At 70.5% G+C, this 13,430-nt stretch carries 13 protein-coding genes; 10 read left to right on the forward strand and 3 right to left on the reverse strand.

The annotated features are described in order from the left end of the window. Positions 1 to 65 precede the first annotated feature (65 nt). The 6 genes from ACIRB1_RS13105 (at position 66) to mscL (ending at position 5,935) form a co-directional block, all read left to right on the forward strand. Positions 66 to 1,646, forward strand: coding sequence for a potassium/proton antiporter (locus ACIRB1_RS13105; RefSeq protein WP_352181842.1), 1,581 nt, complete (start codon positions 66 to 68; stop codon positions 1,644 to 1,646). Positions 1,647 to 1,917: 271 nt separating this feature from the next. After that, a complete protein-coding gene (locus ACIRB1_RS13110; protein ID WP_403465583.1) occupies positions 1,918 to 3,195 on the forward strand; it encodes an MFS transporter in 1,278 nt (425 codons plus the stop codon). Positions 3,196 to 3,265: 70 nt separating this feature from the next. Further along, the gene (locus ACIRB1_RS13115; protein WP_352181844.1) at positions 3,266 to 3,586 is read left to right on the forward strand and encodes an FmdB family zinc ribbon protein; all 321 of its coding nucleotides are present in this window, start codon (positions 3,266 to 3,268) and stop codon (positions 3,584 to 3,586) included. Between the two features lie 98 nt (positions 3,587 to 3,684). Beyond that, on the forward strand, positions 3,685 to 4,518 hold the full coding sequence (locus ACIRB1_RS13120; protein WP_403465584.1) for an S-methyl-5'-thioadenosine phosphorylase: 834 nt from the start codon (positions 3,685 to 3,687) through the stop codon (positions 4,516 to 4,518). Between the two features lie 301 nt (positions 4,519 to 4,819). Next, on the forward strand, positions 4,820 to 5,302 hold the full coding sequence (locus ACIRB1_RS13125; RefSeq protein ID WP_403465585.1) for a hypothetical protein: 483 nt from the start codon (positions 4,820 to 4,822) through the stop codon (positions 5,300 to 5,302). 174 nt (positions 5,303 to 5,476) lie between these two features. Then, positions 5,477 to 5,935 (forward strand): large conductance mechanosensitive channel protein MscL, encoded by a 459-nt coding sequence (gene mscL / locus ACIRB1_RS13130; RefSeq protein WP_403465586.1) that lies wholly within the window; start codon positions 5,477 to 5,479, stop codon positions 5,933 to 5,935. An 8-nt stretch (positions 5,936 to 5,943) separates the two neighbouring features. Here mscL and ACIRB1_RS13135 read toward each other — a convergent pair whose 3' ends face one another. Next, complete coding sequence (locus ACIRB1_RS13135; protein ID WP_403465587.1) at positions 5,944 to 6,120, reverse strand: hypothetical protein; 177 nt, start codon at positions 6,118 to 6,120, stop codon at positions 5,944 to 5,946. A 49-nt stretch (positions 6,121 to 6,169) separates the two neighbouring features. Between ACIRB1_RS13135 and ACIRB1_RS13140 the strand changes: the two genes are divergently transcribed. The 4 genes from ACIRB1_RS13140 (at position 6,170) to ACIRB1_RS13155 (ending at position 10,893) form a co-directional block, all read left to right on the forward strand. Next, positions 6,170 to 7,399 (forward strand): low temperature requirement protein A, encoded by a 1,230-nt coding sequence (locus ACIRB1_RS13140; RefSeq protein ID WP_403465588.1) that lies wholly within the window; start codon positions 6,170 to 6,172, stop codon positions 7,397 to 7,399. Positions 7,400 to 7,452: 53 nt separating this feature from the next. Beyond that, on the forward strand, positions 7,453 to 8,484 hold the full coding sequence (locus ACIRB1_RS13145) for a P1 family peptidase (RefSeq protein ID WP_403465589.1): 1,032 nt from the start codon (positions 7,453 to 7,455) through the stop codon (positions 8,482 to 8,484). A 275-nt stretch (positions 8,485 to 8,759) separates the two neighbouring features. Beyond that, positions 8,760 to 9,989 (forward strand): Ig-like domain-containing protein, encoded by a 1,230-nt coding sequence (locus ACIRB1_RS13150; RefSeq protein WP_403465590.1) that lies wholly within the window; start codon positions 8,760 to 8,762, stop codon positions 9,987 to 9,989. A 157-nt stretch (positions 9,990 to 10,146) separates the two neighbouring features. Continuing rightward, positions 10,147 to 10,893: a DUF6227 family protein gene (locus ACIRB1_RS13155; protein ID WP_352181851.1), complete on the forward strand. Its 747-nt coding sequence runs from the start codon at positions 10,147 to 10,149 to the stop codon at positions 10,891 to 10,893. Between the two features lie 54 nt (positions 10,894 to 10,947). Here the strand turns inward: ACIRB1_RS13155 and ACIRB1_RS13160 are convergent, their stop codons facing one another. Both ACIRB1_RS13160 and ACIRB1_RS13165 read right to left on the reverse strand, forming a co-directional pair. Further along, positions 10,948 to 11,202, reverse strand: coding sequence for a hypothetical protein (locus ACIRB1_RS13160; RefSeq protein ID WP_352181852.1), 255 nt, complete (start codon positions 11,200 to 11,202; stop codon positions 10,948 to 10,950). Positions 11,203 to 11,338: 136 nt separating this feature from the next. Beyond that, positions 11,339 to 13,384 carry a fructose-specific PTS transporter subunit EIIC gene (locus ACIRB1_RS13165; RefSeq protein ID WP_403465591.1) on the reverse strand — a complete coding sequence of 682 codons (2,046 nt, stop codon included), beginning with the start codon at positions 13,382 to 13,384 and terminating at the stop codon, positions 11,339 to 11,341. Between the last annotated feature and the right edge of the window lie 46 nt (positions 13,385 to 13,430).

Consider the following 13,430-nt stretch of genomic DNA (forward strand, 5'->3'; position numbering starts at 1 on the left):
ATCTTGCCTTGAGAAGTGTCAAGAAAGCGTCAAGAGTTAGGTAAGGTAACGAAGTACTTGGATGCATGGCGCCGCAGCCTCGCGTCCCCTGTACGTGTGCTGTCGCCCCACTGGCGCGTCAGCCGAGGAAGGGAAGGCCACTGACTGTCCACCACCTCGACCAGCTCCTGCTCGTCTGCTCGCTCGTCCTGCTCGTCGCCGTCGCGGCGGTCCGGATCTCCTCGCGCAGCGGGCTCCCGAGCCTGCTCGTGTACCTGGGGATCGGCGTCGCCATGGGCCAGGACGGCGTCGGCGACATCCACTTCAGCAACGCCGAGCTGACCCAGGTCATCGGGTACGCGGCCCTGGTCGTGATCCTGGCCGAGGGCGGCCTCGGCACGAAGTGGAAAGAGGTCGGGCCCGTCCTGTCGTCCGCTGCCACCCTGGCGCTGGCGGGGGTGGCGGTGAGCGTCGGCGTCACGGCCGCGGCCGCGCACTACGTGGTCGGCCTGGAATGGCGGCAGGCGCTCATCATCGGGGCGGTGGTGTCCTCGACGGACGCGGCGGCGGTCTTCTCCGTGCTGCGCAGAATCCCCCTCCCCGCGCGCGTGACGGGCACGCTGGAGGCCGAGTCCGGCTTCAACGACGCCCCGGTGGTCATCCTGGTCGTCGCCTTCTCCACGGCGGGCCCCGTCGAGCACTGGTACGTGCTGGTGGGCGAGATAGCCCTGGAACTGGCCATCGGCGCTGCCATGGGTGTCGCGGTGGGCTGGCTCGGCTCCTGGGGGATCCGGCACGTGGCACTGCCCGCCTCCGGCCTCTACCCGATCGCCGTCATGGCCATCGCGGTCACCGCGTACGCGGCGGGCGCCCTGGCGCACGGCAGCGGCTTCCTGGCGGTCTATCTCGCCTCGATGATGCTCGGCAACGCCAAGCTGCCCCACTGGCCCGCCACGCGCGGTTTCGCCGAGGGGCTCGGCTGGATCGCCCAGATCGGCATGTTCGTCCTGCTCGGCCTGCTGGTCACCCCGCACGAACTGGGGGACGACGTCTGGCCCGCGCTCATCATCGGCCTGGTGCTGACGATGGTCGCCCGGCCGCTCAGCGTGGTGGTGAGCCTCACGCCGTTCCGGGTGCCCTGGCAGGAGCAGACCCTCATGTCCTGGGCCGGGCTGCGCGGCGCGGTGCCCATCATCCTGGCGACGATCCCCATGGTGAACGGCGTCTCCGGCAGCCGCCGCATCTTCAACATCGTCTTCGTCCTGGTCGTCGTCTACACCCTCATCCAGGGACCGACACTCCCCTGGCTGGCGCGCAAGCTGCGGCTCGGCGAGGGCGCGGAGGCCGCCGACCTCGGGGTCGAATCGGCGCCCCTGGAGCGGCTGCGCGGGCATCTGCTGTCCGTGGCGATCCCCGCGGAGTCGAAGATGCACGGCGTCGAGGTCAACGAACTGAGACTGCCGGCCGGAGCCGCGGTCACCCTCGTCGTCCGCGATGGAAAATCGTTCGTCCCGCTGCCCTCGACGGTCCTGCGACGCGGCGACGAGCTGCTCGTGGTCACCACGGACCCCGTCCGGGACGCGGCGGAGCAGCGGCTGCGCGCGGTGGGCCACGGCGGCAAGCTCGCCGGGTGGCTGGGCTCGGACGTCACCGGCGCCGGTCGTTAAGGGCATGTTTCGTACGGTTCACTTGTTCACCAATCACAGGTGAACGCGCGCGTGGTGCCCGTTTTCACAGGCCGACCACACCTCGCCACCTGTACGATGAAGGCACATTCTGATCGAACCAACTCTGCCTGAAGCAGTGCTGGCGCGACCGTATGGCGGCCGAAACCCTCTCCGCAGTGGGCACCGGTATCTACCGCAGTTCCGCGCAAGAGGACAGCTCTCGGCGCCCCCCGCACAGGGCGCGCTACCAGGCGGCAGAAAGGCACGGGCCGTGGCATCCACGGTCACCTCCGGGACGGGATCCCGCCCCGGATACGGGCAGCTGCTGCGCACGCGCGGCGCCTGGACGTTCCTGCTTCCCGGCTTCGCGGCACGCCAGCCGTTCGCGATGCTCACCATCTCCATCGTGCTGCTGGTCCAGCACACCACCGGCTCCTACGGCGCGGCGGGCGCCGCCGCGGCCGTCACCGGCGTCTCCATGGCCCTGTTCGCGCCCTACAGCGGCCGCCTGGCCGATCGCTACGGCCAGCGGACCGTCCTGCTCCCCGGCGTCCTGGTGCACACCCTGTCGGGCCTCACGTTCACGGCGCTCGCGCTCGGCCACGCGCCCCTGTGGGCGCTGTTCGTGGCGGCCGTGCCGACCGGTGCCTCGGTGCCGCAGATCGGGCCCATGGTGCGCGCCCGCTGGGGCGTGAAGCTCCAGGACTCCCCGCTGCTGAGCACCGCCGCGGCCTTCGAGTCCGTCACGGACGAGCTGACCTTCGTCTTCGGCCCGCTCCTGGCGACGGCCCTGTGCACCGCCGTGAACCCGGCCGCCGGCCTGATCACCGAGGCGTCGCTGACCCTCGTCGGCGGTCTCCTGTTCGCCGCCCAGAGGAGCACCCAGCCCACGGTGGCCGTCGCCGCCGGGCACGCACGCGTGGAGCACGGCTCCGCGCTGAGCATCCCCGGGGTGCGCGTGCTGATCGTGACCTTCCTGGGTATCGGTTCCGTCTTCGGCGGGATGCAGGTCTCCCTGGCCGCGTTCACCGAGTCGATCGGCGAACCGGGTCTGAACGGCGTCCTGTACGGCACGTTCGCCGCCGGCAACATGCTCTCCGGGATCGTCTGCGGTGCCGTCGCCTGGAAGATCGCCCCGCAGCGCCGCCTGCTCATCGGCTACGCGGCACTCGCGCTGACCGCGTCCGCCCTGTGGACCGCCCACTCGGTGCTGCTGCTGGGGGGCCTGGGTCTCCTGGTCGGCATGTGCATCGCACCCGCCCTGATCACCGGCTACACCCTGGTCGAGGGGCTCGTCCCGGCCGGCGCCCGCACGGAGGCCTTCACCTGGCTGACCGGCGCGGTCGCCCTCGGCCAGGCCGCAGCCGTCACGGTCGCAGGACAGCTGGAGGACCGCCTGTGGGGCGGCGCCGGTTTCCTGGTGCCGATGGTCGGCACCGTGCTGGCCCTGGGGACCCTGCTGGCCCTGCACTCGCGCCTCGCAACCCGGCCCCACAGCCGGACCGTGGCACGTGGCGTCGGTCACCGCGTGCCGGTGGCAGTGGACTGATCCCCGGGAATACGTCACTATGGACGCTCGTTAGCACTCATTGACTGAGAGTGCCAGGAGGAAGACAACAGTGCCGACCTACCAGTACCAGTGCACCGAGTGCGGCGAGGGCCTTGAAGCGGTCCAGAAGTTCACCGACGACGCGCTGACCGAGTGCCCCAATTGCGGGGGCCGCCTGAAGAAGGTGTTCTCCGCGGTCGGCATTGTCTTCAAGGGCTCCGGCTTCTACCGCAACGACAGCCGCGGCTCCTCGTCGAGCAGCACGCCGGCCACCCCGAAGCCGTCGACGTCCTCGGACTCGAAGCCGTCCACCCCATCGACCTCGTCGTCCTCCTCGGACTCGAAGTCGTCGAGCTCGGGCTCCTCGTCCAGTAAGAGCTCCGCCGCGTAGGACACTTCCGCGGGACCCTGCCGTCGTACGACGGCAGGGTCTTCGGCGTTTCCGAAGCCGGTTCCCGCGCCGTTTCGACGGCCGCTAGGGTGCGGAGCATGGCGAACGCAGAGATCGGCGTAATCGGCGGCTCCGGCTTCTACTCGTTCCTCGACGACGTGACCGAGATCGAGGTGGACACCCCCTACGGACCTCCCAGCGACTCCCTCTTCCTCGGCGAGATCGCCGGCCGGCGGGTCGCCTTCCTGCCCCGGCACGGGCGCGGCCACCATCTGCCGCCGCACCGCATCAACTACCGCGCCAACCTCTGGGCGTTGCGCTCCGTCGGCGTCCGCCAGGTCCTCGGCCCGTGCGCGGTGGGCGGCCTGCGCCCCGAGTACGGGCCGGGCACGCTGCTGGTGCCGGACCAGCTGGTGGACCGCACCAAGTCCCGCACGGGCACGTACTTCGACGGACTCCCGCTGCCCGACGGCGCGGTGCCGAACGTGGTGCACGTGTCACTGGCCGACCCCTACTGCCCGACCGGCCGGGCCGCCGCGCTGAAGTCGGCGCGCGGGCGCGACTGGGAGCCGGTGGACGGCGGCACGCTCGTGGTGATCGAGGGCCCGCGCTTCTCCACCCGCGCAGAATCGCTGTGGCACCAGGCGCAGGGCTGGTCGGTGGTCGGCATGACCGGCCACCCGGAGGCCGCGCTCGCCCGTGAACTGGAGCTCTGCTACTCGTCGTTGACCCTCGTCACCGATCTCGACGCGGGTGCCGAGACCGGCGAGGGCGTCTCCCACGACGAGGTGCTGCGGGTGTTCTCCGCCAACGTGGACCGCCTGCGAGGCGTGCTGTTCGACACGGTCGCCGCGCTGCCGGAGAGCGGGGAGCGGGACTGCCTGTGCGCGAACGCGCTGGGCGGGATGGACCCGGGCTTCGCACTGCCGTAACCGGGGGTCCAGGCGGCGGAACGTCCCCTTCGGGTGAGGGAGTTGTCCACAACCGACGGGTAACACACGGGCTCCGGCAGACATCGGCGCGAACCCTCATCGTGGGACCGCAAGCCGATCCCTCGTCGCAGGTGGTGTTCCCATGACTCTCTCCCGCCCGTCCTTCCCAGCCCCGCCCCCGTCGTTCGCAGCCCCGCCCGGACCGTCTTTCACAGCCTCACCCGATCCCGATCCCGATCCCGATCTCCGCCTCGCCCCCTTCCCGCGCCCGTTGGGCACCGACGCTCCCCCCACGTGCGAGGTGCCCCACTTCGCACCGGTGCGGGTGCGGGGCGGTGGCCGGCAGCTGCGCCGGTTGCTACGGCATCGCAGGCGCGCCGTGGCCGCGGGGCTGGCGCTGACGGCCGCGGCGCTCGTGGCGGCGGGCCCGCGGGAGGCCGCGGAGATCCGGCACAGCGAACGGCCCCGCGGGCACCCGGTGGCCGATCCGCTGCGGCAGCGCCGGGCGGTCGAGTGGGTGTCGGCGCCGGTGCGGATCGCCGACGCCGGCACGGTGCGGCTGCTGCGGGCGGGGGACCGGGTCGATGTGATCGCCGCGGAGGAGTCGGCGGCGGGCGGTGACGCGCACGTGGTCGCGCGCGGGGCGCGGGTGACGAAGGTGCCCGAGCCGCTCGAAGTGGTGGACGGCGGCGGGGCGTTGGTGGTGCTGTCGGTGCCGCGCGCCACGGCGGCGCGGCTGGCCGGCGCGAGCGTCACGGCACGGCTGGCGGTGACGATGTGCTGATCGGCCGGTTGGTGTCGGTGCTGGTCCGGGGGGTGAACCGGGCCTTTCGATGGCTCGGCGACTTGCCGTCAAGTCCCTCATTGGAGTTACTGAATTGGACAGGACGGCCGGACCTTGCCGTAGGTTGCGGACCTGTTGATTCCACAGCCCGCGCGTGCGAGAAGAGGCTCCGAGTTGAGCGAGAAGAAGGAACCGGGCGTCTGGCAGGGCTTCAAGGCCTTCCTGATGCGTGGCAACGTCGTCGATCTGGCAGTCGCGGTCGTCATCGGTGCCGCCTTCACGAACATCGTCAACGCGGTGGTGAAGGGGCTCATCAACCCGCTCGTCGGGGCGATCGGCACACAGAACCTGGACACCTACAGCTCGTGTCTGAGCAGCAGTTGCTCGGGCGACAAGGGCATCCAGCTGATGTGGGGCTCCGTCCTGGGAGCCACCCTCAGCTTCGTGATCACCGCGGCGGTCGTCTACTTCCTGATGGTCCTGCCGATGGCGAAGTACCTGGCGCGGATCGAGGCCCATCGGAAGGCCAAGGAGGGCACGCACGAGGTGATCGAGATCACCGAGCTGGAGGTCCTCAAGGAGATCCGCGACGCGCTCGTCGCGCAGCGCGGCGAAGGACACCGCGAGCCGTAACCGACGGCTCAGATGTGGTGGGGCGGCTTCTCGTCGAGGAAGCGCTTCAGATCGGCGGCGCTGTCACCCTCGGGACGCTCGCCCCACCCGCGGTCCGTGTCGTCGGAGGACGGCCGGCTCAGCGGGTCGTCGAAGACCAGCGCGGGCTTGGGATCGCGCGGCTCGGGGGCGGGGGCGGCACTCATGCCTCCAGGGTACGGCCACCCGCGGACATCATCTGCTGTGCTTGTCCCCATGACGTCGGACACCCACAGCCCCCGCAGCTCCCACAGCCCCCCGCGCCCCGTGCGCCCGCTCACCGCCCGAGGCCGGGACGAGCAGCACCGGGTCGCCTCGCCGCTGGAGCTCTTCTTCGACCTGTGCTTCGTCGTGGCCATCGCGCAGGCGGGCCTTCAGCTGGCGCATGCCGTCGCCGAGGGACACGCGGGCGAGGGCATCCTGAACTACGCGATGCAGTTCTTCTCCATCTGGTGGGCGTGGATGAACTTCTCGTGGTTCTCCTCGGCCTACGACAACGACGATGTGCTGTACCGGGTCGTCACGCTGGTGCAGATCGCCGGGGTCCTGGTCCTCGCGGCCGGAGTCTCGCGCGCCTTCGACCAGCACGACTACGTGGTCGTCTGGCTCGGCTACCTGATCATGCGGCTGGCGATGGCATCGCAGTGGCTGCGGGTGGCGCGAGGGGCCCAGGGCCCGGAGCGCACGATGGCGCTGAGGTACGCGGGCGGCGTACTCCTCTGCCTGGTCGGCTGGCTGGGGCTGGTGGTGCTGCCGGAGCACGCACGGGCGTGGGTGTTCCTCGTGATGGTGATCGCGGAGCTGTGCGTGCCGCTCTACGCGGAGAAGGACTGCACGACGCCCTGGCACCCGCACCACATCTCCGAGCGGTACGGCCTGTTCACGATCATCGTGCTGGGCGAGACGATCGCGGCGGCGACGGTGGCGGTGAAGTCGGGGGTGGACGAGCACGACGCGCTGGGCGAGCTGCTGCCGATCGCCGCGGGCGGCCTGCTGATCGTGTTCGCCGCCTGGTGGATCTACTTCGTGGTGCCGATCCACGGGCATCTGCGCTCCAGCAAGCAGGCGTTCCTGTGGGGTTACGGCCACTACCTGATCTTCGCCTCGGCGGCCACGATCGGCGCGGGCCTGGAGGTGGCGGTGACGGAGGCCGTGGGCAAGGCCCACATCTCCACCCTGGCGGCCTCCGCGGCGGTGACCCTTCCCACAGCCCTCTATCTGCTCAGCGTCTGGGCCCTGCACGCCCGCCACTACAAGGTGGGCATCGCCCAGCAACTGGTGCTCCCGGTGGCCGCGTTGCTGGTGATCTGCTGCACGTTCCTGGGCCACTGGGCGGTACTGGCGGCCGGACTGGTGTCGGCGCTGACGGTGGCGGCCGGGGTGACCCTGACGGCACGCATGGCGGCCGCGGAGAGCGAAGCCGGAGCGACGGCGCGGACGGCCTGACCGAATCCCGGAAGGTCCCCGGATCCACCAGGTGCTGGGCAAGACTGGGGGCCATGACAGTTGACGCGTTGACGGACGTGGCCGGCGTGCGGGTGGGCCATGCGACAAGGGTGGGCGACGGCTGGCTCACCGGCACCACGGTCGTGCTGGCGCCGGAGGGCGGAGCCGTGGCCGCGGTGGACGTACGAGGCGGCGGCCCCGGCACCAAGGAGACGGACGCGCTGGACCCACGCAACCTGGTGGAACGGGTGGACGCGATCGTCCTGACCGGCGGCAGCGCGTACGGACTGGACGCCGCGTCAGGGGTGATGGCCTGGCTGGAGGAACAGGGACGCGGGGTACGGGTAGGGGCCGACCCCCTGCACGTAGTACCCGTAGTGCCCGCGGCCTGCGTCTTCGACCTGGGGCGGGGCGGCACCTTCAAGGCCAGACCGGACGCGTCCACCGGCCGGGCCGCGGTCGAGGCCGCGGCGATCAGCGGCCCCGGGGTGCGGGTGCGGGAGGGATGCGTGGGCGCGGGTACGGGGGCGGTGGTCGGACAGCTGAAGGGCGGAATCGGAACCGCGAGCATCGTGCTGGAGTCGGGCATCACGGTGGCGGCACTGGTGGTGGCCAACGCGGCGGGCTCGGCGACGGACCCGGAAACGGGTGTGCTGTACGGGGAGTTGCACCAAGGCGGCCGGGCGAAGTACCCCGACCCACACGTCCACGAGGCGGCAGGACAACGTCTGGCCGAGGCAACGGCGAAGAACACCCCTCCCCCGCTGAACACAACCCTCGCGGTGGTGGCCACGGACGCCACCCTGACCAAGGCCCAGGCGCAGAAACTGGCAGGCACGGCGCACGACGGCATCGCGCGCGCCGTACGCCCGGTACATCTGCTGAACGACGGCGACACGGTATTCACCCTGGCCACCGGAACCCGCTCGCTGAACGCGAAGAACCCCCTGGCCCTGAACGAGATCCTGGCGGCAGGCGCGGAGGCGGTGACCCGGGCGATCGTGCGAGCGGTACGGGCCGCCGAGCCGGTGGAAGGCCCGGGCGGAACGTGGCCGTCGTACGAGGAGCTGTACGGCAGACGGTAGAGACCCCGCGACCTCTTCCGGCGGGGGTCGACACCTAACCATTCACATCAGATACGGCGGTTAGATTTACCCACAGCCTCCAGCAACCCCTGTCTCCCCCCGCCCGAACTGCCCACCCACGCTGCCGAAGAGCGGGGGGCCCACCCCGCGTATGTCGCGGTTCTGTCACCGGATGACGTCCAAGAGAAACGCCGGGAACCCACACAGGCCCCCCGCCCCTCTTCGTCCACGCATCGCAGCGGACGACGCACACCACACCGAACCTGGAGCAGCCCGTGACAACGCCGGACATAGCAGCGCGGCGCGTACTGGGGGCCATCGCCGCCCTGGTGGTCGGCACCCTCACCCTCAGCGCATGCGGCGGCAACGCCAACGCGGACGCCAACACCGACACGAAGAACGGCAGCGCCGGCACCACCGCCAAGACGTCCACCGCGAAAATCGTCATCTCGGCGAAGGACGGCTCGACGAACGCGTCCATCAACGCGACCGGCGTGCAGGTCAGCAACGGCAAGTTGACCGACGTGAAGATGACGGTCGCGGGCTCCGGGCAGGCCGTGGACGGCGCGATATCCGCGAACGGTGCGAGCTGGAAACCGAAGGAGCAGTTGGAGCGCGGGACCAAGTACCAGATATCCGCGACCGCGAAGGACTCCACCGGCAAGACCGCGGCGGCCAACTCCATCTTCACGACGGTCACTTCGAGCAACAGCTTCATCGGGACGTACACCCCGGACAACGGGACGACGGTCGGCGTGGGGATGCCGGTGTCGTTCACCTTCGACAAGGTGATCAGCGACAAGAAGGCCGTGCAGTCGCACATCACGGTCACGTCGAGCACCGGGCAGCAGGTCGTGGGCCACTGGTTCGGCGCGCAGCGGCTGGACTTCCGGCCGCAGGACTACTGGAAGGCCGGTTCCAAGGTCACGATGAAGATCGACCTGGACGGCGTGCAGGGCGCGAACGGCGTGTACGGCGTGCAGAAGAAGACCGTGAGCTTCACGATCGGCCGCTCGCAGGTCTCCACGGTCGACGTCAACACGCAGACCATGACGGTCGTACGGGACGGCCAGACCCTCAAGTCGCTGCCGATCTCGTCCGGCAGCCCCGAACACACCACGTACAACGGCCAGATGGTGATCTCCGAGAAGTTCACGCAGACGCGGATGGACAGCCGGACGGTCGGTCTGGGCGGGGAGTACGACATCCCGGACGTGCCGCACGCGATGCGCCTGACCTCTTCGGGGACGTTCATCCACGGCAACTACTGGTACAACCAGTCCAACCCGCCCTTCGGCCGCACGGGCACCAGCCACGGCTGCGTCGGGCTCGCGGACGTACAGGGCGCGCAGGGCGCGACGAACGCCAAGTGGTTCTACGACAACTCCCTCATCGGGGACGTCGTGATCGTGAAGCACTCCCCCGACAGGACGGTGGACCCGGACAACGGACTCAACGGCTGGAACATGCCGTGGAGCGAGTGGACCGCCGGAAGTGCCGCCTGACCGGCGGATTTTGACGGAACCTCGGGCCGCGCGGGAACATCCCGCGCGGCCCGCGCGTTTTCTGGGCATACGTTTTCTCGGTTCCCGGACATGATGTCCGACCGAGGGGCTACGGTATGCACCCACAAGGTGACATGCAGCAACGCCGGGAGAAGCCTTGAGCGTTCCGTACGACACGGCAGCGTACGAACAACCCGAGTCGCCCGAGTCTCCGCAAGAGCACCTCGAGCGACTCCTCGGCCGTGCCCTGAACTCCTTCGAGCTGCCGGACGAGACCATAGGGCGCCTCGACTGCGCGCTGGCGCACGACAGTTCGCTGCACTCCGCGCACCACAGCGCCGGCCTGCACCGGGAGACGTACCGGCACACATGGCTGCTCGCCGACGGCTCGGCGCTCACCCTGTGGGAGCTCGTCCACAACACCGTGCTGGGCCGCGAGACGCAGCACGAGGTGTATGTCGACGAGGAGGAGCTGCGCACCGCGACCGTGCGGCTCCCGCTGCCGCCGGACACCCCGGACTTCGAACTGCCGGTGCTGGTCCAGCTGTCGCCGCTCCCGGAGCCCCGGCACACATATCTGGCGGACGACTCCGCGGATCACGCGCGCCGTTTACTGCGCCGGGCGGAGAACGCGGACAAGCCCGGCGCGGAGACGGCCGAGCTGCTGGAGACGGCGTTCGCGCACCAGATCACGCAGGCCTTCGGCCGCCCGTTCCGGGCGGGCAGGGCGGCGCTGTGCTTCTCGCTCTACGAGCACGCGTTCCTGCTCCAGGACGGGACGGAGATCTCCCTGTGGGAGGTCGAGCACACGGCCACGCCGGACGGCCGGCACATGTGCGAGGTGTACGTCAGCGAGGACGCGGCCCGCGACGCGATGGAGCGGCGGGCGGCGCAGGTCTCGTAGCGGCCGGGTCGGCGCAGGTCTCCCAGCGGTCCCGAGCCGGCGCGCCCAGCGCCCTCAGCGCCCGTCGCTGAGCTGTCGTACGAGACCCGCGAACGCGTCGCGCTCGGCCGGGGTCAGTTCGACGGACTCCATGTGCGGAGGGGTGGCGCGCTGGGGCGGAAGGCCGTAGAGCGGGTGGCCCGCGTGCCATGCGGTGGGTTCCACGAGGGAGCGGCGCAGGACGCGCGTCAGGCCGACCACCCAGGCGACGGTCGCCAGGGCGAGGACGGCCACACCGGTCAGCTGGAGGATCGAGACGTGCTCAGGCATGCGTTCCAGTAGACACCACGGTCCGGGACCGTGGTCCCGGACCGTGACGTATATCGCAGTTGCCGTGAACACCTCACAGTGGCCCAAAAGAGGCAGACGGAGGTGGGGCAGGGGCCGGACGGAGGCCGGACGGAGGCTAGGCGGCGACCGGCTGCTTGGTGTCCGCCGCCGGAGCGGCTATGTCCTCCGGCGCACCGGGAGCGGTGCCGCCCTTGACCGGCTTGCGCATGCCCTTCAGTACGACGACCAGGGCCGCCGTGACGCACATGCCGACCGCGATGGCGATCAGGTAGAGGAACGGGTTGCCGATCAGCGGGACCACGAAGATGCCGCCGTGCGGGGCCCGCAGGGTCGCGCCGAAGGACATCGACAGGGCGCCGGTGATCGCGCCGCCCACCATCGAGGACGGGATGACGCGCAGCGGGTCGGCCGCCGCGAACGGGATCGCGCCCTCGGAGATGAAGGACGCGCCCAGCACCCAGGCGGCCTTGCCGTTCTCCCGCTCGGTCTCGGTGAAGAGCTTGCCGCGCACGGTCGTCGCCAGGGCCATCGCCAGCGGCGGGACCATGCCGGCCGCCATCACCGCGGCCATGATCTTCATCGCGGACTCACTGGGGTTGGAGACCGCGATACCGGCGGTGGCGAAGGTGTACGCGACCTTGTTGACCGGGCCGCCGAGGTCGAAGCACATCATCAGGCCGAGCAGGGCGCCCAGCAGGATCGCGTTCGAGCCGCTGAGGCCGTTGAGCCAGTCGGTCATGCCCTTCTGCGCCGAGGCGATCGGTTTGCCGATGACCACGAACATCAGGAACCCGACGATCGCCGTGGAGATCAGCGGGATCACCACCACCGGCATGATCCCCCGGACCGCCTTGGGGATCTTCACCTTCTGGATGGCCAGCACCACACCACCGGCGATCAGACCGGCGGCCAGGCCGCCGAGGAAGCCCGCGTTGATGGTGGAGGCGATCATGCCGCCGACGAACCCGGGCACCAGACCCGGCCGGTCGGCCATGCCGTAGGCGATGTAACCGGCCAGGACCGGGACGAGGAAGCCGAAGGCGACGGCGCCGATCTGGAACATCAGCGCGGCCCAGCTGTCGGTCTGCGTCCACACGAAGTGCTGCATGACCGAGGGCGCGGACTTGATCTCGTAGCCGCCGATCGCGAAGCCGAGGGCGATCAGCAGACCGCCCGCCGCGACGAACGGGACCATGTAACTGACGCCGGACATCAGCCACTTGCGGAGCATCGAGCCGTAGCCCTCGCCCTCCTCGCCGCCGCGTTCGACCGGGGTCGGCGTGGCGCCGCCGGTGACCTCGCCGCGCTCCGCCTTGCCGCGGACCTCGGAGATCAGCTCGGCGGGGCGGTTGATGCCCGCCTTCACGCCGACGTCGACGGTCGGCTTCCCAGCGAAGCGGTCCTTGTCCCGTACGGGCACGTCGTGGGCGAAGATCACGGCGTCCGCCGCAGCGATCACCGCCGGGTCGAGCCGGGTGAAACCGGCCGAGCCCTGCGTCTCCACGACGAGGTCGACACCGGCCTCGCGGCCCGCGTTCTCCAGCGACTCGGCCGCCATGTAGGTGTGCGCGATGCCGGTGGGGCAGGAGGTGACGGCGACGATACGGAACGGAGTGTCGCCGTCCCCGTGGGGCGCCGGTGCGGTGCTGTCCGTGGCGGCGTCGGCGGAGGCCGCCGCCGACGTCGCCACGGAGTCTTCGGAGGTGACGGCCGCGGGGGCCTCGTCGCCGCGGATCAGCGCCGCCGCGCTCTCCGCGTCGCCCACCGAGCGCAGCGCGGACGTGAACTCGGCGTTCATGAGCTGCCGGGCCAGCGAGGAGAGGATCGTGAGGTGGGCGTCGTCGGCGCCGGCGGGTGCGGCGATCAGGAAGATCAGGTCGGCCGGGCCGTCCGGGGCGCCGAAGTCGACACCCTCGGCGCTGCGGCCGAAGGCGAGGGACGGCTCGGTGACGTACGCGCTGCGGCAGTGCGGGATGCCGATGCCGCCGTCGAGGCCGGTCGGCATCTGCGCCTCGCGGGCGGCCACGTCGGCGAGGAAGCCGTCGAGGTCGGTGACCCGGCCCTGGGCGACCATGCGCTCGGCGAGGGCGCGTGCCGCCGCCTCTTTGGTATCGGCGGACAGGTCGAGGTCGACCAGGTCCGCGGTGATCATCTCGCTCATCGCGGGCTCCTTCGCTCGCGTATCGCCCGGGGACTGCCGTGGGCGG

It is taken from the genome of Streptomyces sp. NPDC096013 (genome assembly GCF_044763565.1).
GTDB lineage: Bacteria > Actinomycetota > Actinomycetes > Streptomycetales > Streptomycetaceae > Streptomyces.